Source organism: Mycobacterium sp. D16Q13 (genome assembly GCF_002013375.1).
Taxonomy (GTDB): domain Bacteria; phylum Actinomycetota; class Actinomycetes; order Mycobacteriales; family Mycobacteriaceae; genus Mycobacterium.
Genome location: NZ_MAEW01000003.1, coordinates 688,589 through 711,190, shown reverse-complemented (window position 1 = coordinate 711,190; position 22,602 = coordinate 688,589). Strand labels below are relative to the sequence as shown.

The 22,602-nt window shown below is 64.0% G+C and carries 25 protein-coding genes; 7 read left to right on the top strand and 18 right to left on the bottom strand.

What is annotated here, in order from left to right:
• Window positions 1–8: 8 nt before the first annotated feature.
• The 3 genes from B4400_RS06155 to B4400_RS06145 all read right to left on the bottom strand — a co-directional run bounded on the left by B4400_RS06155 (window position 9) and on the right by B4400_RS06145 (window position 3,618).
• On the bottom strand, window positions 9–698 hold the full coding sequence (locus tag B4400_RS06155) for a DUF1361 domain-containing protein (RefSeq protein ID WP_078307174.1): 690 nt from the start codon (window positions 696–698) through the stop codon (window positions 9–11).
• 33 nt (window positions 699–731) lie between these two features.
• Entirely contained in the window at window positions 732–1,685 is a 954-nt protein-coding gene (locus B4400_RS06150; protein WP_078307177.1) for an alpha/beta fold hydrolase, read from the bottom strand.
• Between the two features lie 97 nt (window positions 1,686–1,782).
• Entirely contained in the window at window positions 1,783–3,618 is a 1,836-nt protein-coding gene (locus B4400_RS06145) for an acyl-CoA dehydrogenase (protein ID WP_078307179.1), read from the bottom strand.
• A 270-nt stretch (window positions 3,619–3,888) separates the two neighbouring features.
• Between B4400_RS06145 and B4400_RS06140 the strand changes: the two genes are divergently transcribed.
• Window positions 3,889–4,458 (top strand): DinB family protein, encoded by a 570-nt coding sequence (locus tag B4400_RS06140; RefSeq protein WP_078307181.1) that lies wholly within the window; start codon window positions 3,889–3,891, stop codon window positions 4,456–4,458.
• Here B4400_RS06140 and B4400_RS06135 read toward each other — a convergent pair.
• Window positions 4,455–6,185, bottom strand: a complete 1,731-nt coding sequence (locus B4400_RS06135) for a serine/threonine-protein kinase (RefSeq protein ID WP_078307183.1) — start codon at window positions 6,183–6,185, stop codon at window positions 4,455–4,457. The two genes, B4400_RS06140 and B4400_RS06135, sit on opposite strands and share 4 nt — an antisense overlap.
• A 108-nt stretch (window positions 6,186–6,293) precedes the next feature.
• On the opposite strand from B4400_RS06135, the gene B4400_RS06130 reads away from it, so the two are divergent.
• On the top strand, window positions 6,294–7,259 hold the full coding sequence (locus B4400_RS06130; protein WP_078307421.1) for an isopenicillin N synthase family dioxygenase: 966 nt from the start codon (window positions 6,294–6,296) through the stop codon (window positions 7,257–7,259).
• A gap of 88 nt (window positions 7,260–7,347) precedes the next feature.
• Window positions 7,348–7,662, top strand: coding sequence for a hypothetical protein (locus tag B4400_RS06125; RefSeq protein ID WP_078307185.1), 315 nt, complete (start codon window positions 7,348–7,350; stop codon window positions 7,660–7,662).
• A gap of 44 nt (window positions 7,663–7,706) precedes the next feature.
• On the opposite strand, the gene B4400_RS06120 is transcribed toward B4400_RS06125, so the two are convergent.
• On the bottom strand, window positions 7,707–8,504 hold the full coding sequence (locus B4400_RS06120) for a crotonase/enoyl-CoA hydratase family protein (RefSeq protein WP_078307187.1): 798 nt from the start codon (window positions 8,502–8,504) through the stop codon (window positions 7,707–7,709).
• A gap of 28 nt (window positions 8,505–8,532) precedes the next feature.
• On the opposite strand from B4400_RS06120, the gene B4400_RS06115 reads away from it, so the two are divergent.
• A complete protein-coding gene (locus tag B4400_RS06115) occupies window positions 8,533–9,021 on the top strand; it encodes a flavin reductase family protein (protein ID WP_030097287.1) in 489 nt (162 codons plus the stop codon).
• Here the strand turns inward: B4400_RS06115 and B4400_RS06110 are convergent.
• Together B4400_RS06110 and B4400_RS06105 are read right to left on the bottom strand one after the other, a co-directional pair.
• Window positions 9,018–9,452 (bottom strand): tautomerase family protein, encoded by a 435-nt coding sequence (locus B4400_RS06110; RefSeq protein ID WP_078307189.1) that lies wholly within the window; start codon window positions 9,450–9,452, stop codon window positions 9,018–9,020. The two genes, B4400_RS06115 and B4400_RS06110, sit on opposite strands and share 4 nt — an antisense overlap.
• 28 nt (window positions 9,453–9,480) lie before the next feature.
• Window positions 9,481–10,176, bottom strand: a complete 696-nt coding sequence (locus B4400_RS06105) for an SDR family oxidoreductase (protein WP_078307424.1) — start codon at window positions 10,174–10,176, stop codon at window positions 9,481–9,483.
• An 89-nt stretch (window positions 10,177–10,265) separates the two neighbouring features.
• Between B4400_RS06105 and B4400_RS06100 the strand changes: the two genes are divergently transcribed.
• Window positions 10,266–10,733 (top strand): winged helix-turn-helix transcriptional regulator, encoded by a 468-nt coding sequence (locus tag B4400_RS06100; RefSeq protein ID WP_078307426.1) that lies wholly within the window; start codon window positions 10,266–10,268, stop codon window positions 10,731–10,733.
• 25 nt (window positions 10,734–10,758) lie between these two features.
• On the opposite strand, the gene B4400_RS06095 is transcribed toward B4400_RS06100, so the two are convergent.
• The 9 genes from B4400_RS06095 to B4400_RS06060 all read right to left on the bottom strand — a co-directional run bounded on the left by B4400_RS06095 (window position 10,759) and on the right by B4400_RS06060 (window position 18,409).
• Window positions 10,759–11,055 carry an ArsR/SmtB family transcription factor gene (locus tag B4400_RS06095; protein WP_078307191.1) on the bottom strand — a complete coding sequence of 99 codons (297 nt, stop codon included), beginning with the start codon at window positions 11,053–11,055 and terminating at the stop codon, window positions 10,759–10,761.
• Window positions 11,056–11,137: 82 nt separating this feature from the next.
• Window positions 11,138–11,293, bottom strand: a complete 156-nt coding sequence (locus B4400_RS24295; protein WP_139360154.1) for a hypothetical protein — start codon at window positions 11,291–11,293, stop codon at window positions 11,138–11,140.
• 74 nt (window positions 11,294–11,367) lie between these two features.
• Window positions 11,368–11,976: an SRPBCC family protein gene (locus B4400_RS06090; RefSeq protein ID WP_078307193.1), complete on the bottom strand. Its 609-nt coding sequence runs from the start codon at window positions 11,974–11,976 to the stop codon at window positions 11,368–11,370.
• Window positions 11,977–12,000: 24 nt separating this feature from the next.
• A complete protein-coding gene (locus tag B4400_RS06085; RefSeq protein WP_078307195.1) occupies window positions 12,001–12,747 on the bottom strand; it encodes a succinate dehydrogenase/fumarate reductase iron-sulfur subunit in 747 nt (248 codons plus the stop codon).
• Window position 12,748: 1 nt separating this feature from the next.
• On the bottom strand, window positions 12,749–14,674 hold the full coding sequence (locus tag B4400_RS06080; protein WP_078307197.1) for a fumarate reductase/succinate dehydrogenase flavoprotein subunit: 1,926 nt from the start codon (window positions 14,672–14,674) through the stop codon (window positions 12,749–12,751).
• A gap of 36 nt (window positions 14,675–14,710) precedes the next feature.
• Window positions 14,711–15,520: a succinate dehydrogenase subunit SdhC gene (gene sdhC, locus B4400_RS06075; protein ID WP_078307199.1), complete on the bottom strand. Its 810-nt coding sequence runs from the start codon at window positions 15,518–15,520 to the stop codon at window positions 14,711–14,713.
• The gene (locus B4400_RS06070) at window positions 15,517–15,789 is read right to left on the bottom strand and encodes an Rv0250c family protein (protein ID WP_070938077.1); all 273 of its coding nucleotides are present in this window, start codon (window positions 15,787–15,789) and stop codon (window positions 15,517–15,519) included. Before B4400_RS06070 ends, sdhC begins: the two co-directional genes overlap by 4 nt.
• 110 nt (window positions 15,790–15,899) lie before the next feature.
• Window positions 15,900–16,952: an isocitrate/isopropylmalate dehydrogenase family protein gene (locus B4400_RS06065; RefSeq protein WP_078307202.1), complete on the bottom strand. Its 1,053-nt coding sequence runs from the start codon at window positions 16,950–16,952 to the stop codon at window positions 15,900–15,902.
• Window positions 16,949–18,409: an NAD-dependent succinate-semialdehyde dehydrogenase gene (locus B4400_RS06060; RefSeq protein ID WP_078307205.1), complete on the bottom strand. Its 1,461-nt coding sequence runs from the start codon at window positions 18,407–18,409 to the stop codon at window positions 16,949–16,951. The genes B4400_RS06065 and B4400_RS06060 overlap by 4 nt, the downstream gene beginning before the upstream one ends.
• A 66-nt stretch (window positions 18,410–18,475) precedes the next feature.
• Here B4400_RS06060 and B4400_RS06055 point away from each other — a divergent pair, with 66 nt between their 5' ends.
• Together B4400_RS06055 and B4400_RS06050 are read left to right on the top strand one after the other, a co-directional pair.
• Window positions 18,476–19,753 carry an aspartate aminotransferase family protein gene (locus B4400_RS06055; RefSeq protein WP_078307206.1) on the top strand — a complete coding sequence of 426 codons (1,278 nt, stop codon included), beginning with the start codon at window positions 18,476–18,478 and terminating at the stop codon, window positions 19,751–19,753.
• Window positions 19,753–20,247, top strand: coding sequence for a DUF3830 family protein (locus tag B4400_RS06050; protein WP_078307208.1), 495 nt, complete (start codon window positions 19,753–19,755; stop codon window positions 20,245–20,247). The genes B4400_RS06055 and B4400_RS06050 overlap by 1 nt, the downstream gene beginning before the upstream one ends.
• 7 nt (window positions 20,248–20,254) lie before the next feature.
• On the opposite strand, the gene B4400_RS06045 is transcribed toward B4400_RS06050, so the two are convergent.
• Window positions 20,255–21,646 carry an amidase gene (locus tag B4400_RS06045; protein ID WP_078307210.1) on the bottom strand — a complete coding sequence of 464 codons (1,392 nt, stop codon included), beginning with the start codon at window positions 21,644–21,646 and terminating at the stop codon, window positions 20,255–20,257.
• Window positions 21,639–22,601, bottom strand: coding sequence for a D-2-hydroxyacid dehydrogenase (locus tag B4400_RS06040; RefSeq protein WP_286151003.1), 963 nt, complete (start codon window positions 22,599–22,601; stop codon window positions 21,639–21,641). Before B4400_RS06040 ends, B4400_RS06045 begins: the two co-directional genes overlap by 8 nt.
• Between the last annotated feature and the right edge of the window lies 1 nt (window position 22,602).

The window sequence follows — 22,602 nt, the reverse complement described above, 5'->3', positions numbered from 1 at the left end:
AACAGGCGCTAAGTGCTCTGAATTGTGTTGTCCTGCAGGCATTTTGCGCCTATGCGCGCCGACTGTTCATCGGGAGCCGATAGCGACCACACGGTCAGGTACGCCAGCCCGAAGAATGCGGCGACGGCCACTGCCACACCGGTATGGGCCACAAAGGAGAACGGCGAGCTCACCCACTCCAGGGTGCTCGCGGCGACGGCGCCCGGCCGGTGAATCAGATCCCAGGAGTTCCAGCGCTGGAAGCGTCCGATCACCACACCGACGGCGCACAGGCCAACGGAAACGACCACGACGATCCACCCGGTGACCGTGCCGAAGTCGCGCTGGATTCGCCCGTGCACCAAGCGCAGCGACACCACGCCCAGGATGATTCCGGTCCAGGCTGCGACGCCGTACTGCAGAACATGGCGCCAGAACGCGATGCCGTCGATCAGGTGCACCAGATCGGTGACGAGATACGGGGCGTTGGGCAAGAAGGCGAGCCACACCAGCCCGATCGGAATCAGCCAAATCTTGTGCCGGACAACAGAAAAAGCCAGCGCCGCGAAGACCGGCAGCCAGGCCAGAAACAGATTCCAGATGAGGAAGCGGGTGGGGTAGAACATCGGTGCCGCGGGATCGGTGACCCCGAGCAGGAAGGTCAGCAGGCTGGTTGCGACCAGTGAGAGAACCAGCACGGCACGTCGGGCTTCGGTCATGCGTCAAGTTTGCCCGAAGGCCGACCGAAGCGGTCAGCCTGCGACGGCGCGAATGAATCCGACCGCCGCGTCTTCCAATTGCTTCAGTCCCGGATCTTCCAGCGGATAGTGCCCGGTGCGCTCCAGCGGTACCACCGTGACCGGCACCTTGGTGATGGGGTCGAGGACGGGCCGGCTGAACTCATACGGGGTCCATCGGTCCTCGTCAGGCTGGGTGAGGATGATGGGGCATACATCGAAATCGGCGGGTTCGACGGCGGGCGCGTAGCTCATGTAGTCGGCCAGGAATTTCACGCTGACCCAGTTGGCCGCTGATGTGCGGTCCTTCATAAAGACCTTCATCGCTGCCCGGCTGTTCGCCAGTGTGCTCATCTTCGCCGCCAGCCACATGGGATACCGGACTCGCCGGGCCGGTGTCTTGGCTGCGAGCCGCAGAAACGGCACCCCGACGCGTGCGGTCAGCAGATCGTGTGCGGTGCCGTCGGCCACCTCACGCACCCGTTGATCCAGGAACGTCATGCCGATGATTCCGCGTACCGTGTCGCGCGGCGCCTTGGCCGCGACGTGGTAGGCGAGCATGCCGCCGGCACTGAGTCCATACAGCACGATGGGACGTACGTCGCGGCGCCGCTCGTACTCCAGGTAGTCGACCACCAGGTCCACCCAGTCGCCGTATCCCGGCACCGCTCCGGGCGCCACATCGGTAAGCCCGTAGCCGAGGTTATCGATCGCTACGGTCTCGAAGCCCCTGCGCGCCAATGGCGCACCGAGAATGAGTGACATCTGACGGCCATTGGTGCCGACGCCGTGCAGCAGAACCACCTTCACCGGTGCCGCCGGGTTGGGGTACCGGTCGAGGTGCACCTGGTTACCGTGCCACTCCCAGAACTCCTCTTGCGGCACCGTCGACTCATCGAGGCGTAGCCGCTCGGGAAGGAACATCTGGAGGTCTTTCCACGCTTGCTGGTCGCGGTAGTAACGAGGCATAGGGGCAACCCTATGCGGGGTCTGATAACGGCGGTACCCCGGAATGCACGAAGCCCCCATCTCCTAGCGGGAGACAGGGGCTTCGTGGTTTAACGAATCAGAAGGCGGCTTCGTCGAGCTCCATGATGTCGTTGTCGACGTTGTCCAGGATGGCCCGGGTCGAGGTGAGCTGCGGCAACATGTTCTTGGCGAAGAACGAGGCGACCGCGATCTTGCCCTCGTAGAAGGACTTCTCGGCACCGGTTGCGCCGGCGTCGAGGGCCTCGATGGCTACGGCGGCCTGACGCTGCAGCAGCCAGCCGATCAGTAGATCGCCCACGCTCATCAGGAAGCGCACGGAGGCCGTGCCGACCTTGTAGACCTGGGTGATCTCCTGCTGGGCGGCCATCAGGTTGGCGGTCATGGTCGCGGCCATGCCCTGCACGTCTTCCAGAGCCGTTGCGAGCAGCGCACGCTCGGCCTTGAGGCGGCCGTTGCCGGTCTCGCTCTTGACGAACTGCTCGATCTGTCCGGAGACGAAGGCCAGCGACTTGCCCTGGTCCTTGACGATCTTGCGGAAGAAGAAGTCCTGCGCCTGGATCGCGGTAGTGCCCTCGTAGAGGGAGTCGATCTTGGCGTCGCGGATGTACTGCTCAATCGGGTAGTCCTGCAGGAAGCCGGACCCGCCGAAGGTCTGCAGGCTTTCGGTGAGCTTCTCGTACGCGCGCTCGGAGCCGACACCCTTGATGATCGGCAGCAGCAGATCGTTGAGCCGGACCGCTTCCTCGGCCTCGACACCGTTGAGGGCCTTGGCGGCCACGGCGTCCTGGAAGGTGGTGGCGTAGAGGTACAGCGCGCGCAGGCCCTCGGCGTATGCCTTCTGGGTCATCAGCGAGCGGCGCACGTCCGGGTGGTGCGTGATGGTGACGCGCGGGGCGGTCTTGTCGGTCAGCTGCGTCATGTCCGCACCCTGCACGCGAGTCTTGGCGTACTCGAGGGCGTTGAGGTAGCCGGTCGACAGGGTGGCGATGGCCTTGGTGCCCACCATCATGCGGGCCTGCTCGATGACGTCGAACATCTGCGCGATGCCGTTGTGCACCTCGCCCACGAGCCAGCCCTTGGCGGGGACGCCGTGCTGTCCCAGGCTGAGCTCACAGGTGGCCGAAACCTTCAGGCCCATCTTGTGCTCGACGTTGGTGACGAAGACGCCGTTGCGCTCGCCCGGCTCGCCGGTCTCGAAGTTGGGGATGAACTTGGGCACGAAGAACAGCGACAGACCCTTGGTGCCGGGGCCGGCACCCTCGGGGCGGGCCAGCACCAGATGCATGATGTTCTCGAACATGTCGTCCGAATCGGCCGAGGTGATGAAGCGCTTCACACCGTCGATGTGCCAGGAACCGTCCTCCTGCTTGACGGCCTTGGTGCGTCCGGCGCCCACGTCCGAACCGGCGTCGGGCTCGGTGAGCACCATGGTGGCGCCCCAGCCGCGCTCGGCGACGAACTCGGCCCACTTCTTCTGCTCATCGGTGGCCACGTTGTAGAAGATCTGTGCGAAACCGGCACCGCCGCTGTACATCCAGACCGCGGGGTTGGCGCCCAGGATCATCTCCTGGATGGCCCACATCAGCGAGCGCGGAACCGGGCTGCCGCCGAGTTCCTCGATCAGGCCGAGGCGATCCCAGCCGGCGTCGGTGACTGCCTTGACGGACTTCTTGAAAGCCTGGGGGATGGCCACCGAGTGGGTCTCCGGGTCGAAGACCGGCGGGTTGCGGTCGCCCTCGACGAAGGAATCGGCGAGCGGACCCTCGGCGAGGGTGCGCATCTCGGAAAGGAAGGTCCGAGCGGTCTCTTCGTCCAGCTCGGGGAATTCCTCACCACCGAATACCTGCTGAATGTTGAAGAGCTCGAAGAGGTTGAACTCCAGGTCGCGGACGTTCGACTTGTAGTGGCCCATGTGCGTCATTGCTTTCTCTTGGGTCTGACCGTGGTCTCGTGGGGCTGTTCTGATATTCGGTTGGGTTCTTACTACTGATTAAGTTACCCACCGGTAACAACTGAACTATACCGCTGAGTAGCGTGTGACAAAAGTCCTGGCCTTGTGGTTGTCATCACAATTCGACATTGCAGGTCAGGGGGCATTTTTTCACAGATCCGGGGGAGTGATGTCGGTGGCGTGGTGTTGGCTTGTGCATGCCAGCTCACAGCCCCTGAGAGGAACTTCGTTATGCCTGCCATGCCCCCACCCGTTCCCACCGAGTTGGATGGGCTGATCGAGTACATCGCTCAGCAGCAAGACGCCTTTCGGATCGTGGCCTTTGGACTGACCGACGACCAGGCACGTTTGACCCCGACAGCGGGCACCCTGTCGATCGGTGGGCTCATCAAGCACGTCACCAACATGTTGGCGGGCTGGACTGACAAGATTGTCGCCGCGCCCAACCCCGGACCCGACAGGCAACGGGCCGAGGACGAATTCACCTTGCGTGAGGACGAAACACTCGCCGGAGCCGTGGCCGCATTCTCCGCGCAAAGCGAGGCGACACTGGCGGCCATCAAAGAGAAGGGACTGGACACTCCGGTACCGGTCCCGGCGGCGCCGTGGTTCCCCAAGGACATCGATGCGTGGAATGTGCGATGGGTGGCGTTGCACATCATCGAGGAGCTGGCCCGGCACGCGGGTCATGCGGACATCATTCGCGAGGCCGTTGATGGCGCAACGATGTATGAGCTGCTGGCGGCCGTCGAGGGTTGGGAGCCCACCGACTGGCTCACGCCCTGGTCGCCGAAGAACTAGCGGCCGTAGCGCAGGATCTTCATCGCAGTCGCGAAATTCAACGCGGTCGCGCTGAGCGAACCCGCCGCATCGTTGCGGTTGGACGCACCGCTGGCCAGGATGTACACGAGTAGGCCGCGTACGACGTTGAACGAGACATGCTGTCGCATGCTGTTCGCTCCGGACGGAAACGTGAAGCACGATTCCGTTGCGGTGAGCTCCTTGTGGCCATTCTGGACCGGCGCAGGCTCGTCGAACTCGAATGAGCATCGCCACGTGGTGCTCGCACCGGGGATGGTGTACGCGACGGCATCGCATTTCATCAGCGCGTCGGAGGTGTCGTCGGTGGAGAGGGCTTCGGATGCCGGGACGATCCGGATCAGGATCTCCCGCTCAGGCTTCTTGCGATCGCGTAGATGCAACGTCGACGTCTCGCGGTCCTTGGCGCGCAGCGCCCAGATGGGGTCAATGGTGTTGCAGCCCGCGGGGGTTCCGCCCACGGTGGTGGCCGCGCCGGGTGGCATCGCAGGGTTGAACTCCCCGGACCTGAAGGTGGGCGACGGATTCTTCTCCCACCCGTCGGGATAGTCGAACTGGCCGGGTAGCAACGTGTCGAGGATGGTGTTGGGCTGTCCGGCCAGCGATTCGCCCGGCTTGACGGCGGCGGCGCTCGGCCCGGGCGCAGGCTTGGGTTTTCTCTCGCTGTCATGGCGGGGCCAGATGACGACGGCGACCACAGCCGATGCGACGAGCAGGACGACGGTGCCGGCAATCGCCGCAATGCGTTTGTGCTTACCCAACGTTCGGGCCGCGCCTGGCCGGGGTGTGGTGGTTGGCACCGGCTGGGTCACGCTCTGCCTGTGCTGATGCGGGTCTGCCAGGATCTGCTGCGCGGCCAGCGCGAACTCCCCGGCGCTTTGATAACGATCAATGGGGCTTTTGGCCATCGCCTTGGCGATCAATGCATCCATTGACTCGGGCACCGCGGCGAATTGGGAGATCCGGGGCGGAGGTGCCGAAAGGTGCGCGTTGATGATCGCGGGTAGCGACCTGCCGGAGCCAAACGGTGGCTGGCCCGCCAGCATCCGAAAGAGTGTGCAGCCCAACGCATAGACGTCGGCGCGGCCATCGATCGCCGCGCCGGACAGGACCTCCGGTGCGGCATATCCGATCGTCGCGGTCACATTCCCCGCCGAGGTGACGGTATTGGCGTCGTCGAGTGCGCGGGTGACGCCGAAGTCGCCCAACATGATTCGGCGGTCTCCCTCGGACAACAGGATGTTGGCCGGTTTCACATCGCGGTGCACCAGACCCCGGGCATGCAGATAGTCGAGCGCCTTGGCGACCTCGCTGATGATGTGAACGGCGCGGGTCAGCGACATGCGACCGTTCACGGACTCCGAGTGCGCATCGCTGCCCTGGACGTATTGCATGGCGATCCACAGGTCGCCGCTGGGCGTCTCGCCGCGGTTGTGCACCGTGACGATGTTCGGATGGTCCAGGGAAGCGGCAAGCGAGGCCTCGCGCATGAATCGTGCCCGGAAGGCCGGATCGCGTGAGGCTTGGGCGCTCAGAATCTTCAGAGCCTCGGGCCGTTGCAGGTTCGGATTCGCGGCCAGGTACACGGTCCCCATGCCGCCACGGCCGAGGACGCGTTCTATCTCGTATCCGGATATGAGCGTCCCCGGTGGAAGATCTCCGGGCTGCTGGCTACCCGGACCCGATGGGGGCCTCTCCGATGACGTCATTCCCCTGTGCGTCCCTCTCGCCCGACGGTTTGGCCATCGTACTTGTGATATTTCCTCATGGCGGTCAAGACCGTGGCCCGTGCACGGCTTGCCGAGGACCATGGGGGCATGGCTGATCTTCCCGTCGTCGACCTGGCTGGCGATCCGGACCAGCTACGCGCGACGCTGCGTGAAGTCACCCATGAGGTGGGGTTCTTCTATCTCACCGGCCATGGAGTTTCACCCGGATTGGCCGATGAGGTGCTGGCCGCCGCTCATAGGCTTTTCGCGTTACCGGCGCCGGACAAGGACGCCATCGCCATGCTGCGGAGCCCCCATTTCCGTGGATTCACCCGGCTGGGTGGAGAGCTGACCGGCGGGTTAACCGATTGGCGTGAGCAGATCGACGTCGGGCCAGAACGTCGGGCGGCTGCGCGCGGTGAAGGCCCTGATTACCTGCGGTTGCAGGGGCCCAATCAGTGGCCGCAGGCGGTTCCCGAGTTGCGGGCAAGCCTCGCGAGCTGGGATGCCGCCCTGGCGGCAGTGGGGCGAAAGCTGCTGCGGGAGTGGGCTATTGCCCTTGGATCGGCGGGCGGAGTATTCGACGAGGCATTCGGTGTCGAACCCGCGACCCTGATCAAGGTCATCCGATATCCCGCCAGCGGGACAACCGCGCAGGGTGTGGGCGCGCATCGCGACTCTGGCGTGCTGACCTTGTTGTTGGCCGAACCGGATGCCGGCGGCCTGCAGGTCGAAGTGGACGGGGTCTGGCTGGACGCGCCCGGGCGCGCGGGCGCATTCATCGTGAACATCGGCGAACTGCTCGAACGGGCCAGTGGCGGATATCTACGTGCCACCCGTCACCGGGTGACGCTGACGGGCAAGCCCCGCGTTTCTGTCGCCTATTTCTTCAACCCCAGGCTTGACGCGCACATCCCCACGCTGGAGCTGCCGCCGGAACTCCGGGATCGGGCGCGAGGTGTCACGGCGGACCCGGACGACCCGATTCACGCGACCTACGGCGAGAATGCCTGGAAGAGCCGGCTGCGAGCGCACCCCGATGTGGCCGCCGCGCACGGATACCTCGGACACTAGCGACCCTCCGGTTCTGCTCCGCGAAGCGGCAGTGCGGGTGATACTCGGTCTGTGGCAAACTATTGCCAGATACCGAGGAGGAGGAGCTATGCGGACGATTTGTTCGATAGTCGCAGGGGTGGGTATGTCGGTCGCGGTGTTCGCTGCGCCGGTCGCGTCGGCGGTGCCGGGTGAGGGACCAGTCGCGGTCCAGTGCCAGGTGTATGCCAACAACAACTTTGGCCCACCAGGCTTTGGCCCGGGAAGCATGCCGGGCATGGGTTTCGGGATGAAGCAGTGGGCCGGCTCGGTGATCGGTCACGGAAGTAACGAGCCTGAGGCCCGCCAAGATGCGGAGCGTCAGATGTGGGGGCCTTACGGCATGGCGCCCGAGCTTCGTGATTGCGTCCCCGCGGCGGGCTGAGCGAAAAAGGCCCATGTTAGGTCGCTCCGCATAGGCAACGCTCTCTAGATGCTGCGGGCCTTGAACTGAGGTTCGGACTTATCGATACCGGCCTTGCGTGCGATGGCGAAGTTGGGTCCACGCATGAGCCGCAGCTGCAGGCGCCGCTCCAGGCCGAAGGCACGTCGCGGCACCATGGACCATGCCCTGTCGAACAGGGTCTTGGTCGCCGACACCGAATCAGGGGAGCGGGACAGGATCTGGTCGATGAGTTCCTGCGCGTCGGCCTCCGGGTCGGCGCTCACCTGGGTGACCAGGCCGATCTCCTTGGCGTAGAAGCCGTCGAACATCTCGCCGGTCATGGTGAGCCGTTTGGCGGTGTCAATTCCAATCAATTGACTCAGCGTGACGCTTCCGGACATATCCGGGATAAGACCCCATTTGGCCTCGAGGATGGAGAACTCGGCGTCGGGCGTGGTGAACCGGAAGTCGGCGGCCAGTGCCAGCTGCAACCCGCCGCCGTAGCAACGCCCCTGGACGACGGCGATCACGGGGATGCGCAACCGGCGCCACGCCCAGCAGGCCTCCTGGAAACCGTTGGTACCCAGCCAGGGGAGCGGAATGAAGTTCGCGACAACGCGCGCGGGGTCCTTCCCGGCGGCCGCGAAATCCAGTCCGGTAGAAAATGTGTCCCCCTCACCGGACAACACCACCACCCGGATCGAGGTGTCGGAGGCAATATGGCGCGCGGCGGCGGTCAGCCCGTTGAGCATGTCGATGGTGAGTCCGTTGAGCTTCTCGGGCCGGGACAAGGTGACGCGAGCTACCTGGCCGTCGACGCGTAGGGTCACATGTGACGTCATGAAGCAAGACTAGAGGTGACATCCAGTTATGACGAGCGATACCACTTTGGACGCGGCGACGCTGCGGGAGGCGTTCGGGCACTTCCCGACCGGCGTGGTGGCCATTGCCGCCGAGATCGGTGGAACGCGAACCGGATTGGCTGCCAGCACGTTTGTGCCGGTGTCGCTGGATCCGCCGCTTGTGGCCTTCTGCGTCCAGAACTCATCGACAACGTGGCCCAACCTGCGGGTCGCCCCACGCCTGGGCATCAGTGTGTTGGGAGAGGCGCACGACGACGCCGCCCGCACCCTGGCCGCCAAGACCGGTGACCGGTTCGCCGGGCTGGATACCTCGACCACGGAGAGCGGCGCCGTATTCATCGGCGGCACCACCGCCTGGATCGAGACCTCCATCCAGTCGGAGGTGCCTGCCGGTGACCACGCGATCGTCATCCTGAACATTCACGGGCTGACCGTGCACTCCGCGGTCGCTCCGATCGTGTTCCACCGCAGCAAGTTCCGCAAGCTGATCGGTTAGACGGGCGCCGGGTAGGGACTGCTCTGATTGGTCCGTGCCCATTCACGTTCGGCGTCAGAGTTCATCGGGGGCGGCACCAGCCCGTTGATCATCCAGAGTTCCTCGCTCGTCTCGTCGATGTGGAACTCCCAATGCAGGTCTGCCCTGTTCAGGTGTGGGGCCAGCACCCGGCCGAGGTACTGGGTGATGCGTTCGCGCCCAGCCTTATCGGGCAGGGTACGGGCGATGTGTTCCACGACGATCCGGACGGCGGTCCCGGTCTGTTCGCCGCCGACATAGAAGTCGGACGGTTCAATCTCCTTGAACACCGTGACGACGTAGAACCGCGGGAGCCCCACGGTGACGTACACCTCGGTGATGCTCTTGGCCAGTTCGGATTTATCGTTGTCGGAAAACACATGTGGTGTGTGGTAAATCGTCCAGAGGGGCATCTCGGTGGTCTCCTGGTTGGCGCGCGGACTAGTGGCCGGGGCGGTAGGCGAGGTTCTCGACGGGCCCGGATAGCTGGGACTTGACCTGGGCGGTGAGATCGTCGGTCAGCACCTCGTTGTCGCCCTTCTCCAGCGCGTCGATGATGCGTGCCGCGATCACGCCGGGTGGTGTCTTCGGAACGTCAAGGGCGGACACCATGTCGGTGTCGATGAATCCGGCGTGCACGCCCAGCACGTGCGTGTGCTGAGGCTCCAGCTCAAGGCGCAGCGTGTTGGTCACCGACCAGATGGCTGCCTTCGACGCGCCGTAGGCGCCTGCGCCACCCAGCCACGAGAGCACCGAGTGGATGTTGACGATCGCTCCGCCACCATTGGCCTTGAGGATCGGGGCGAACGCCCGGATGACCCGAAGCGGGCCGAACACGTTGGTCTGGAACGTGGCCTCGACTCGTTCGAGGTCGCCGGTGAGCAGGGAATCGGGATGCAGCACACCGGCGTTGTTGATCACAACGTCGACGTCGGCTAGCTCGCTGGCCAGGGCCTGTACCGAGGACTCGGAGGCTACCTCGAGCTGTTTGGTCGCCACTTGCTCACGCGGGTCCTCGAAGGGTTGGCGGGCGGTGCTGTAGACCTTGCGGGCTCCGCGGCTCAGCACCTCGTCGACGATGGCCGCGCCCAACCCGCGGCGTCCTCCGGTGACCAGTACGACCTTGTTTTCGATCATTCCCATCTCCTAACTAACGATTTCGTTAGTTAGGACGCTAGCGACACTAGCTGAATAACGCAAGCGTTAGTTACAATGAGCAGGTGACCATGGAGTTTGAGCGGCTGTTGCAGGACCGCTCCCGCTGGAACACCGATGCGTGTTCGATCGGGAAGGCCCTGGACTTACTCGGCACCAAGACTGCATTTCTGATCGTTCGCGAATGCTTCTACGGCTCAACCCGGTTCGACGAGTTTTCCGAGCGCATCGGGGTATCGGCGCCGGCGGTGTCGCGTGCACTCAAGCAATTAGAGACGGCGGGCGTGATCGAGAGGGTGCCCTACCGCGAACCCGGCCAGCGGGAGCGAGACGGGTACGTGTTGACCCGGATGGGCGAGGATCTGCTTCCGGTGCTGCTGTCCCTGCTCAAGTGGGGGGACGAGTACCTGCAGGACGGGCGCAAGCCGCTGGAATTGATCGACAAGACGACCGGGCGGGAAGTCGAGGTACAGGTGACGTCCCGGCCGGGTCAGCAGGTGGGCGCGGAAGGCATTGAGGTTCGGCGGGCGGGCCGTTAGATCGCTGCCGCCAGTCGTCCCGCCACTAGGGCACGTGTCGTTCCATCGCGTTCAGCCGGTCACTCCAGAAGTGTCGGTAGGGGTCGATCCACTGGTCGATCTGGACCAGGCCGTCGGCGCGCAGCGCATAGATCCGGCGTTGTGCGTCTGGGTTGACCTCGACGAGACCCGCCTCACGCAGCACGCGTAGATGTCGGGAGACGGTGGGCTGTGTCAGCCCGGGCAGTGTCGCGACGAGTTCCCCGGCGGTCCATTCACCGCCGGCCAGGGCATCGAGCAGAATTCGGCGGCTTGGCTCTGCGATCGCCTCGAAAGCGTCCATGCATCGAGTATCGCATTCGATCTATATAGATACAATGCGATATAAGAAACCCGCTCGTAGTTCGCCCTGGTGGCAGCGTCGCCTAGGGGCGCTGGGCGAGTTCTTCCTGGTATCCGCGGACGCGATCACGGAGCTCGCGTGCATCATCGGCGCGACCTTCGCGATCGGCAAGGTCGGCGCGTAACGACAGCTCTTTGATGGCAGTGCGGATATCGGCCACGCTCACGATGTCTCCCATATTCCGATGCTGCCCGCATTGCGTGAAATGGGCATTGGCAACCAGCCACAAAGTCCTGGCCAACAACTTGGAGTTCAGCGGCGCCCGATGATGGCTCGGAGCTTGCCGATCTGCCATCGGGCGACGGGGCGAACGAAGGGGGCGGCCAGGCGCAGCGGCAGCCAACCGATCCACTTCGGGGTGCCACCCACATGCCAGGTCAGCCGGGTGCCGCCCGTACCGTTGTCCGCTACCTCGAAGATCTCTGCGGCTGAATCCAGAACCAGCGGAATGGAACACGCGGTGATGGTGACGCCCAGGATGTGATTGGGCTCATTGACGACGATCTGTTCGGCCAGCACCCCGAAGGTGTTGACGAACGCGCGCTTGGTTCCTACTTCACGCAGTGCTGTGCCGGCGTAGTCCACTCCCTTGGTGAAGGGGATCCAGCTCATGAAGCGCTCGTCGAGTAAGGCCTTGAACACCTGGTCGGGCGGATTGAAGAAGTCGCGCTGCACGGAGAGCGCGAAGGAGGCTTCGGAGTTCAGGTACTCGCGCAGCTGATCGGCGGCCACGGGGGTGAGGTTGAATCGCGCGGCGGAGATACCCCCTGCGGCAAGGATTGCCAGCAGGGTCAAGCCCACTACGGCACCTGCGGCTGCCAGGCAGGCGACGGAGATGACGATGACAAGCCAGGTTTCCACGGATTCCTCCTATGCCATACCTGGCTAACGACGGAACAACTTATTGCCCAACCAGACAATCGGGTCGTACTTGCGGTCGGCAACGCGTTCCTTCATCGGGATCAGCGCGTTATCGGTGATGTGGATGCCTTCCGGGCACACCTCGGTGCAGCACTTGGTGATGTTGCAGTAGCCAAGGCCAAGTTCTTCCTGTGCCACCTCACGACGGTCGGCGACGTCCAGTGGGTGCATCTCCAGCTCGGCCACGCGCATGAGATAGCGCGGGCCGGCGAAGGCTTTCTTGTTCTCCTCATGGTCGCGCACCGCGTGGCAGGTGTTCTGGCAGAGGAAGCATTCGATGCATTTGCGGAACTCTTGTGACCGTTCCACGTCCTCCTGCTGCATCCGGTACTCGCCGGGTTTCAAGTCTTTCGGCGGGGTGAATGATTGGACTTCCCTGGCCTTTTGGTAGTTGAACGACACGTCGGTGACCAGGTCGCGAATCACCGGGAAGGCGCGCAAGGGGGTCACGGTGATGGTGTCGGACTCATCGAAAGTCGACATCCGGGTCATGCACATCAGCCGTGGACGGCCGTTGATCTCCGCCGAGCAGGACCCGCACTTGCCGGCCTTGCAGTTCCAGCGCACCGCCAGGTCTGAGGCCTGGGTGGCTTGGATGCGATGGATGATGTCGAGCACCACCTCGCCCTCGCTCACCGGGACGGTGTAATCGACGAGCTCACCGCCGTCGTCATCGCCTCGCCAGACCCGGAGTTGTGCGTCGTAGCTCACGTCAGGATTTCCTTCCCGAATGTTCTGCCAGTTCTTCCGGTGTGAAGTACTTCTCCAGCTCGCCGATCTCGAACAGTTCCAAAAGATCTGGGCGCAATGGGAGCTGTGGTTCCGGGGTGACAAGCACGTCGGGAACGGCCGGATCTCCTCCGGTCGTGCTGCACACCAGGAGCGTCTTGCGCCAGGTGGCATCCATGTTCGGGTGATCGTCGCGGGTGTGTCCGCCGCGGCTCTCGGTGCGCAGCAGGGCCGCCTTGGCCACGCATTCGCTGACCAGCAGCATGTTGCGCATGTCGATCGCCAGGTGCCATCCCGGGTTGAACTGTCGATGTCCCTCTACCGCAACGCGTTTGAAGCGTTCCTTGAGCTCGTTCAGCTTGACCAGGGCCTGCTCGACCTCTTCCTCCTTGCGGATGATGCCGACCAGGTCGTTCATCGCCTGCTGCAAGTCGGTGTGCAGGGTGTAGGGATTCTCGGCACCCTCGGCCGCGGGGTCGCCGAAGGGTGCCAAAGCAAGGACGGCGGCCTTGTCGACGTCGGACTCGGAGATCTGTGGACGAGATGCGAGCCCCTTGACGTATTCCGCGGCGCCCAGCCCGGCACGCCGCCCGAACACGAGCAAGTCCGATAGGGAGTTGCCGCCCAACCGATTTGATCCGTGCATGCCCCCGGAGCATTCGCCTGCGGCGAAGAGGCCCGGCACCGTCGCGGCGCCGGAATCGGGATCGACCTCGATACCCCCCATCACGTAGTGGCAGGTAGGCCCTACTTCCATGTCGTCTTTGGTGATGTCTACCTCGGCCAGTTCTTTGAACTGGTGGTACATCGACGGCAGCCGCCTCTTGATCTCCTCGGTGGGGATGCGCGAAGCGATGTCGAGGTAGACGCCTCCGTGCGGAGTGCCACGGCCTGCCTTGACTTCAGAGTTGATGGCCCGGGCGACCTCATCGCGGGGCAGCAGATCGGGGGTGCGCCGCGCCGAGTCGTTGTCCTTGAGCCATTGATCGGCTTCTTCCTCGGTCTCTGCGTACTGCCCCTTGAATACCGCGGGGATGTAGTCGAACATGAACCGCTTGCCCTCGGAGTTCTTGAGTACTCCACCATCACCGCGCACACCTTCGGTGACCAAGATGCCCTTGACCGAGGGCGGCCAGACCATGCCGGTCGGGTGAAACTGAATGAACTCCATGTTGATCAGCGTTCCTCCGGCGCGCAGCGCCAGGGCATGCCCGTCGCCGGTGTACTCCCAGGAGTTCGATGACACTTTGAATGACTTACCGATACCGCCCGTGGCCAAAACCACTGCGGGAGCTTCGAAGAGGATGAACCGTCCCGATTCGCGCCAGTACGCGAATGCGCCCGAGATTCTGGATCCGCCATCGCTGCTGTCCAAGAGTAAGTCGGTGACAGTGCACTCGGCGAAAATCTTGATACGGGCCTCGTAGTCACCGGTTTCGGCGAAGTCCTCCTGCTGCAGCGAGACGATCTTCTGCTGCATGGTGCGGATGATCTCCAGGCCGGTGCGGTCACCGACGTGTGCCAGCCGCGGATAGGTGTGGCCGCCGAAGTTGCGCTGGCTGATCCGGCCGTCCTTGGTGCGGTCGAACAACGCGCCATAGGTTTCCAGCTCCCAGACCCGGTCTGGAGCCTCCTTGGCGTGCAACTCCGCCATCCGCCAGTTGTTCAGGAACTTGCCGCCGCGCATGGTGTCGCCGAAGTGAATCTGCCAGCTGTCCTTGTCGTTGGCGTTACCCATCGAGGCCGCACAGCCGCCTTCGGCCATCACGGTATGTGCCTTGCCGAACAGAGACTTACAGATCACCGCGACCTTGAACCCCTGTTCACGGGCCTCGATGACGGCACGCAGGCCGGCGCCACCGGCACCGATCACGACGACGTCGTATTGGTGCCGTTCGAGTTCAGCCATTAATTAACCCCATTTGGTTGCGAATGGATGTGGTTGCTAACCAACGAATCTCAGATCAGAGATGGTGCCGCTGGCTACCAGCATGACGTACAGGTCGGTGAGAATCAGCGTGCACAGCGTGATCCAGGCGAACAGCATGTGCCTGGTGTTGAGCTTGCTGACCTGTGTCCAGATCCAATATCGGACAGGGTGTTTGGAGAAATGCTTGAGCCGCCCGCCGGTGACGTGCCGGCAGGAGTGGCATGACACCGTGTACACCCATAGCAGGACGACGTTGGTCACCAAGATCACGTTGCCTAGGCCGAATCCGAAGCCGCCGGTCTCCTCCGAATGGAAGGCGACGATGGCGTCGTAGGTGTTGACAATCGAGATGAGCGCCGCGGCGTAGAAGAAGTACCGGTGAAGGTTCTGCATGATCAGCGGCAGCTTGGTCTCGCCGGAGTACTTTGCGTGCGGCTCCGCGACGGCGCAGGCGGTGGGCGATTGCCAGACCGATCGGTAGTAGGCCTTGCGGTAGTAGTAGCAGGTCAGCCGGAAGGCCAAAAGGAATGGCAGTGAGATGAATGCCATGGGAATGAACCAGGGCAGATCGCCCACCCAATGCCCAAAGTGACTGGCCCCGGGGGCGCAGGCGGTGCTGACGCATGGCGAATAGAACGGCGTCAGGTAGTGATACTGCGGTACCCAGTACGCGCTACCCCAAAATGCCCGCACGGTGGCATAGATGACGAAGGTCGCCAGGCCGAGGTTGGTGAGTAATGGTGCTAGCCACCACTTGTCGGTGCGTAGCGTGCGCTGCTGAATCTGGGCACGCGAAGGCGAGAAGACCCCGGTGGCTTGGCTCATCTGTAGCCACCAACTCCTTCGTCGTCGATATCGCCCCAGAACTCCCGGTCGTATTCGGTGTCGGGGATCTGGATCTTCTCGTTGCTGGCATGGCGGTGTTCATGCGGTGAGAGGTCCAGGTCGGCGGCGTCGATATCCAGCCGCTCCACGTCATTGACGATGCGGCGCACGGCCGGCAGGTCGCCGTACCGAGACTCCAGGGAATGGACACAGCGGCGCAGGCTGCCAAGTGCTTGGTTGAGCTCGGTGAGCTCCGTCTTCGTCGACATCGGACTCCTTGGGCTGAAGGTGTCGTGGATCACAGGCTACGACACCCATCTTGCCAGGACAGCCGAACGGGAGGTGACACAAGTCACTGATGTCTTTGGTTAATTCACGATCACCGAGCGGATTCTGCAATTGCTGTGCCGAGCTGTTCGGTGGTGGCGGTACCGCCCAGATCGGGGGTACGGACCCGGCCTTCCGCCAGTACCTGGTCGACGGCACGGCGGATCTTGTTCGCCGCGCCGGTTTCGCTGAGGTGATCCAGGAGCATTGCCCCGGCGAGTATCTGCGCGACGGGGTTGGCGATGCCCTGTCCGGCGATATCGGGCGCGGAGCCATGTACCGACTCGAACATGGAGATGGCCGTGCGCTCCGGGTTGATGTTTCCCGACGCCGCGAGTCCGAGTCCACCGGTGATGGCCGCCGCCAAGTCGGACAGGATGTCGCCGAAGAGGTTGGAAGCGACGATGACGTCCAGGCTTCCCGGGTCGCTGATCATGCGTGCGGCGAGGGCGTCGACATGCATCGACATGGACGGTATCTGCGGATACTCGGCTGCAATCTGATTGAAGATGCTGTCCCAGTACGGCATTGAATGAATGATGCCGTTGGACTTCGTCGCCGAACAGACCCGCAGTCCTGTCGAGGCGGCCAGCTCAAACGCGTATCGGATGATCCGTTCACATCCAAGGCGGGTGAAAACCGATTCTTGTAGCGCGAATTCGTGCTGACTGCCGCGATTGTGCACACCGCCGATGGTGGAATATTCGCCCTCGGAGTTCTCGCGGACGATCACCATGGACAGGGCATCCGCGGACACTCCGGCAAGAGGTGAAGCGAGCCCGGGCAGCAAGCGGACGGGCCGCAGGTTCACGTACTGGTTGAAGGCCCGCCGCAACGGAATCAGCAGGCCCCATAGCGACACGTCATCCGGTACGCCCGGATACCCCACGGCGCCAAGCAGAATCGCGTCGAACCCGGACAATATGGCGGGCGCGTCGACGGGCATCATGGCGCCGGTCTTGGCGTATCTCTCGCAGGAGTAGTCGAATTCGGTCCATTCGATGCGTCCGCCGGTGGCGGCGTCCATCACCTTGACCGCCTCCAGGGTCACATCGACGCCGATCCCGTCACCCGGAATGGTCGCTACTCTCATCCGGGCGCTCATACGGCCGCACCGATGTACTTGGTCTCCAGGAACTCTTCGATGCCCGCGAAACCGCCTTCGCGCCCGATTCCGGATTGTTTGACGCCGCCAAATGGCGCTGCGGGAGTTGACACGACGGGCCGATTCAGGCCTACCATGCCGGTCTCCAGTGCCTCCGACACGCGCCATCCGCGGCGGGTGTCATTGGTGTATAGGTATGCCACCAAGCCGAATTCGGAGTCATTGGCGCGGGCGATCACTTCCTCCTCAGTGTCGAAGCTCGCTATCGCGGCAACCGGTGCGAAGATCTCGGTGCGCATCATGTCGCTGTCATCGGGCACGTCGGTCAGCACCGACGGGGGATAGAAGTAGCCGCTGCTGCCGGGCGCCTCGCCTCCCAATCGCACGGTGGCTCCCCGATTCTGGGCGTCCTTGACCAGCCGGTCGGCCTTGGCCACGGCGTCGGGGTCTATCAGTGGACCCACGTCCACCCCTGGTTCGGTACCGCGCCCCATGCGCAACGCGGCCAGTCGTTCGGTGAGTGCGTCGGTGAACGGCCCCGCGATAGCGCGCTGTACGTAGATCCTGTTGGCGGCGGTGCAGGCCTGCCCGATGTTGCGCATCTTCGCGATCAGCGCGCCGGCGGCGGCCTCTTCGGGATCGGCATCGTCGAACACGATGAAGGGTGCGTTTCCGCCCAGCTCCATGGAGGTGCGCTTGACGGTGGGGGCGCACTGCGCGAGGAGGTGGCGACCGACCTCGGTAGATCCGGTGAACGAGAGCTTGCGGATCCGGGGATCGGCCAGCAGGGGAGCCATAGCCGATCCGGGGTCGGCGGTGGTGATGACGGAGACCACCCCATCGGGAACTCCGGCCCGGCGCAGGATCCCGAGCAGGGCCAGCATCGACAGTGGTGTCTGCTCTGCGGGTTTGACCAAGCAGGTGCAGCCCGCGGCCAGTGCGGGACCGATCTTTCGTGTCCCCATGGCCAACGGGAAGTTCCACGGAGTGATCAGTAGGCACGGGCCCACCGGTCGGTGCGTCACGATTAACCGTGATCCGCCGTCGGGTGCTAGCATCACGCCCCCGTCCAGGCGCACCGCCTCGCCGGCGAACCAGCGGAAGAACTCCGCCGCGTAGGCGACCTCACCGCGTGACTCGGCCAGGGGCTTGCCCATCTCCAGGGTCATCAACAGGGCCAGGTCCTCGGAGCTCTCGATCATCAGCGTGTATGCGCGCATCAGCACATCGGATCGCTGCTGCGGTGACGTCGAGGCCCAGGAGCGTTGTATGGCAACGGCATTGCCCAATGCGGCGAGGGCCGCGGGGCCATCCATGTCGGCGACATCGGCGAGCACTTCCTCGGTGGCCGGGTCGACGACAGGGAAGGTGGGGCCGTGGCCGACCTGCTGGGCGAGTGCGGCGGCGATCACCGCGGTCTCGGTGGGCAGGGGGGTAGACACTGTGCCGGGATGCATGCCACCATGCTAGGGAGATTGTCAACAATCGACAATAGTTCTGGATGTATCAAGGGAAGGGGCGCCGTGACTGTGGGTCTTCGCGCCAGCGGCTCATCCGCAACCGCGTTATCGCCCGTGCTCAAGCAGGCCACCTCGGTGGTGGCAGCGCGAGGCCAGGGTTGTTATCTGTACGACGAAAGTGACCGTGAATACCTGGATTTCACCGCAGGTATCGGCGTCGTGAGCACCGGTCACTGCCACCCGCGCGTGGTAGAGGCCGCACAACGGCAGGTGGCCACGCTGATCCACGGGCAATACACCACCGTGATGCACCGTCCGCTGCAGAACCTGGTGCGCCGCCTTGGCGACGTGCTGCCTGCGGATCTGGACTCGTTGTTCTTCGCAAATTCCGGCAGTGAGGCCATCGAGTCCTCTGTGCGGCTGGCGCGGCAGGCCACCGGTCGCCCGAATATCGTTGTCTTTCAGGGTGGATTTCATGGACGCACGCTGGCCGCCGCAACCATGACGACATCGGGACCGCGATTCTCCTCGGGAATCGGGCCTTTGATGGCAGGTGTGTACACCGCGCCGTTCCCGACGGCGTATCGATACGGCTGGAGCGAGGCCGAGGCCACCCGGTTCGCGTTGCAAGAGCTCGACTACCTGTTCGCCACCGCGACGGCACCGAATCAGGTGGCGGCGATGGTCATCGAACCGGTGCTCGGAGAAGGCGGGTACATCCCCGCCAACACCGAGTTCCTCGTCGGCGTTGCCGAGCGCGCCCGCGAGCACGGCATCCTGTTGGTGCTCGACGAGGTCCAGACCGGATTCGGTCGCACCGGAGAGTATTTCGGGCATCAGCATTTCGGCGTAACGCCGAATATCTTGGTGATGGCCAAGGGCATTGCCAGCGGTTTCCCCATCTCGGGTATCGCGGCATCTGCAGAGTTGATGGGGCGCGCCTGGCCCGGCTCACAAGGGGGTACCTACGGCGCCAACGCCGTCGCATGTGCGGCAGCGGTGGCCACCCTCGACGTGATCGACGAAGAACGGCTCGTCGAGAACTCGCGGGTGCGGGGCAGGGAACTTCTCGATGGTGCGCGAAAGATAGCGGCCGAGAGGGGTATTGACGGCGACGTGCGCGGTCTGGGTTTGATGGTTGGCGTGGAGTTCAGTCAGGATGGCCGTCCCGCGCCGCAGCTGGCCGCCCGCGCGCAGGCTGCCGCCGCCGAGAACGGACTGCTCCTGCTCATGTGCGGACCGCACATGAATGTGGTGCGCATGATTCCGCCGTTGGTGGTGACGGCCGACCAGATATCCGATGCACTCGGCATCTGGAGCACCGTATTGGCAGGGCTGTGATGGACCGCTATATCTCGATCACGCTGACCAAGCGAGACATCACCTGTCGTGCGCGGCTCCTGGACGCCGAGGCACCGAGAACCTGCGACACGGTGTGGAATTCATTGCCGGTCGTCGGTCAGGCCTATCACGCCAAGTACGCACGCAATGAGGTGTACACCCTGCTGCCACCCTTGCTTCCCGCACCGGGCCGCGAGAACCCGACCATTACCCCCATCCCCGGCGACGTGTGCTTCTTCGGTTTCGAACCGTGGGAGATCGGTAATCCCGCGTACGGATACGAGCCGGGGTCGGAAGCGCATTCAGCGCAAGGCGCCACCGATCTGGCGATCTTCTACGGCCGGAACAATCTCCTGATCAACGGTGATGCCGGTTGGGTGCCCGGAAATGTCTTCGCGACCATCGAGGAGGGTCTGGCCGATATCGCGGCGGCCTGCCAGGACCTGTGGCTTACCGGGGTTCAGGGCGAGCAACTGGCCTTCGCGCGGGCCTAGCCTGTTCCTAGCCCGCGAGCACCCGCTCGGCGAAATGGCCCACCGACAGCACCAGATCGTCGCTGTGGCGCGGGCCGATGATCTGCATGCCGACCGGCAGCCCCTGTGCGGTCTTACCCACCGGGATAGAGAGCGCCGGCTGTTGAGTCATGTTGAACGGGTAAGTGAATGGTGTCCATTGGGCCCACCATCGCATCCCGGAGTCCGGGGGAACGTCAGCGCCCAGCGAGAAGGCGGGGATCGGCACGGTCGGGGTGATGAGGACGTTGTGCACCTCGTGGAAACCGCCCATGGCGATACCCAATTGCACGCAGGTGTTGCGCGCCGCCAGATATTCGGTGGCAGAGGCCCCGGCGCCGGTATCCCACATCTGCGCCAGCCCAGGATCGATGCCGTCGCGTACCTCGGTGCGGGCGCCGTAGGTGTTCAGGCTGGCGGCTGCTCCCGCGGCCCAAAGTGTTTCGAAGGCATCGATAGGATCGGTGAATCCCGGATCGGCGTGGGTCACGGGCATCCCGGCCTCGTCGAGAGCGTTCACCGCCTTCTCCACCAGGGCGGCCACCTCGGGATCGACGTCGACGTATCCCAGTGTGGGCGAGTACGCGATGTCCAGACCGGTCATATCCCGGTACACCTGTGAGCGGTAGGTGGTAAGCGTGGGCGACAGCGAGGTGGGATCGCGGTGGTCCGGCAGACTGATGATGTCCATCAGCAGCGCGGCGTCTTCGACTGTTCGGGTGATCGGACCGCCATGGGCCAGTGGGCCAAAGGGGCTGATCGGATACATCGGGACCCGGCCATGGGTCGGTTTGAATCCGACGACCCCGCAGAAGCTGGCGGGTATCCGGATGCTGCCTCCGCCGTCGGTGCCAATCGACATCGGAGCCATGCCCGCGGCCACCGCGGCGGCGCTGCCGCCCGAGGACCCGCCAGCAGTGCGGCGCGGGTCGGCCGGGTTGTGGGTGATTCCCCGCTGTCGGCTGTCGGTGACCCCCTTCCAGGCGAGCTCGGGCGTGGTGGTCTTACCGACCATGACCATGCCGTCGGCCCGGATGCGCTGGACGGCAGGGCAGTCCACCTCCCATGGGCCGGCGGCATCTACCAGTCCGGAGCCGCGCAAGGTGGGCCAGTTTCGGGTCAGGAAGACGTCCTTGATAGAGATCGGCACACCGTCGAGCAGCCCGCGGGTGTAGTGGCCGCGCCAGCGTTCTTCGGATTTGGTGGCGGCCGCCAGTGCCGCTTCCTCGTCGACGAGGCAGTACGCATTGATGGCACTGTCGGTTTGGGCTATCCGGGACAGCACCGCCGCCGTCGCCTCTACCGGCGAAAGCTCACCCGAGGTATAGGCGGCCACCAGCTCCAGCGCCGTCATCTCGGTGGGGTCGGTCGGTTCATGCATTGCCGTGCATCCTGTCCTTATCGACGATGTTCAGAAGTTTCTCGTCCCGGAGGTAGCGCTCGACGTTGGCGACGAATTGGTCCTGTAGCCGATCGGACCAGCCGTGGACGTCGCCGCTGTTGTGCGGAGTGATATGCGCATTCGGTGTGTGCCACAACGGATGCCCAATGGGCAGCGGTTCGGGATCGGTGACGTCCAGCGCGGCACCGGCGATGGACCCCCGATGCAGTGCGGACACCAGATCCCAGGTTCCCACCAGTTCACCGCGACCCACATTGATCAGACGAGCGGTGGGCCGCATGGCCGATAGGACACGCGCGTTGACGACTCCCGTCGTCCGTGCCGTCAACGGCGCCGCGAGCACCAGATACTCGACATCGCCGACGTGCGAGGCCAAGTCAGCAGACTCGGCCCGGCCGAGCACCGTGACCCGCATGCCGACGGCGGTTAACAGTGTGGCAATGGCCTGCCCTATCGGACCGGTCCCGAGCACCGCGACGGGGACGCCCTCAATGGGCTCTGATTCGAAGTGCCGCCAGCTCAGCGCAGCTTGCGCGTGGGTGGATCGGCGAATGTCCTTGGCGAAGGCCAGGATCTGCGCAAGCACGTATTCGGCGATGGGGCGTTCGAAGATGCCGCGTGAATTCGTAAGCACGACGTCGCTCGTGACAAGCTCGCCGAAGAGCACAGGATCGACGCCCGTAGAGGCGATCTGTATCCAGCGCAGAGAGTCTGCGGCATACCAGTTTTCACGTAGTGCAGGGGAGCGGAAGTCGTAGACGAAGAGAATTTCGGCTCCCGGCAGTGCCGTGGCGAGTCGGCCCGATTCCACCAGTCGTAGCTCGGCGATCTCAGCGATGGGGCCGAGACGGTCTGGAACCGCGGCGGCGTGCTGCACCACTATTACTGGTCTTCGCGCAAGCGGCTCATCCGCGACAATCCGGCGGGCACTCACG

Bases quoted from the DNA above. Each gene is read 5' to 3' on its own strand.
- B4400_RS06115 (WP_030097287.1), top strand. From the start codon at position 8,533: ATGACGAGCGATACCACTTTGGACGCGGCGACGCTGCGGGAGGCGTTC.
- B4400_RS06120 (WP_078307187.1), bottom strand. From the start codon at position 8,504: ATGACGTCACATGTGACCCTACGCGTCGACGGCCAGGTAGCTCGCGTC.
- B4400_RS06060 (WP_078307205.1), bottom strand. From the start codon at position 18,409: ATGCATCCCGGCACAGTGTCTACCCCCCTGCCCACCGAGACCGCGGTG.
- B4400_RS06135 (WP_078307183.1), bottom strand. From the start codon at position 6,185: ATGACGTCATCGGAGAGGCCCCCATCGGGTCCGGGTAGCCAGCAGCCC.
- B4400_RS06100 (WP_078307426.1), top strand. From the start codon at position 10,266: ATGGAGTTTGAGCGGCTGTTGCAGGACCGCTCCCGCTGGAACACCGAT.
- B4400_RS06110 (WP_078307189.1), bottom strand. From the start codon at position 9,452: ATGCCCCTCTGGACGATTTACCACACACCACATGTGTTTTCCGACAAC.
- B4400_RS06045 (WP_078307210.1), bottom strand. From the start codon at position 21,646: ATGCATGAACCGACCGACCCCACCGAGATGACGGCGCTGGAGCTGGTG.
- sdhC (WP_078307199.1), bottom strand. From the start codon at position 15,520: ATGAGCCAAGCCACCGGGGTCTTCTCGCCTTCGCGTGCCCAGATTCAG.
- B4400_RS06080 (WP_078307197.1), bottom strand. From the start codon at position 14,674: ATGGCTGAACTCGAACGGCACCAATACGACGTCGTCGTGATCGGTGCC.
- B4400_RS06145 (WP_078307179.1), bottom strand. From the start codon at position 3,618: ATGGGCCACTACAAGTCGAACGTCCGCGACCTGGAGTTCAACCTCTTC.
- B4400_RS06150 (WP_078307177.1), bottom strand. From the start codon at position 1,685: ATGCCTCGTTACTACCGCGACCAGCAAGCGTGGAAAGACCTCCAGATG.
- B4400_RS06125 (WP_078307185.1), top strand. From the start codon at position 7,348: ATGCGGACGATTTGTTCGATAGTCGCAGGGGTGGGTATGTCGGTCGCG.
- B4400_RS06140 (WP_078307181.1), top strand. From the start codon at position 3,889: ATGCCTGCCATGCCCCCACCCGTTCCCACCGAGTTGGATGGGCTGATC.
- B4400_RS06065 (WP_078307202.1), bottom strand. From the start codon at position 16,952: ATGAGCGCCCGGATGAGAGTAGCGACCATTCCGGGTGACGGGATCGGC.
- B4400_RS24295 (WP_139360154.1), bottom strand. From the start codon at position 11,293: ATGGGAGACATCGTGAGCGTGGCCGATATCCGCACTGCCATCAAAGAG.
- B4400_RS06155 (WP_078307174.1), bottom strand. From the start codon at position 698: ATGACCGAAGCCCGACGTGCCGTGCTGGTTCTCTCACTGGTCGCAACC.
- B4400_RS06130 (WP_078307421.1), top strand. From the start codon at position 6,294: ATGGCTGATCTTCCCGTCGTCGACCTGGCTGGCGATCCGGACCAGCTA.
- B4400_RS06105 (WP_078307424.1), bottom strand. From the start codon at position 10,176: ATGATCGAAAACAAGGTCGTACTGGTCACCGGAGGACGCCGCGGGTTG.
- B4400_RS06050 (WP_078307208.1), top strand. From the start codon at position 19,753: ATGGACCGCTATATCTCGATCACGCTGACCAAGCGAGACATCACCTGT.
- B4400_RS06070 (WP_070938077.1), bottom strand. From the start codon at position 15,789: ATGTCGACGAAGACGGAGCTCACCGAGCTCAACCAAGCACTTGGCAGC.
- B4400_RS06095 (WP_078307191.1), bottom strand. From the start codon at position 11,055: ATGGACGCTTTCGAGGCGATCGCAGAGCCAAGCCGCCGAATTCTGCTC.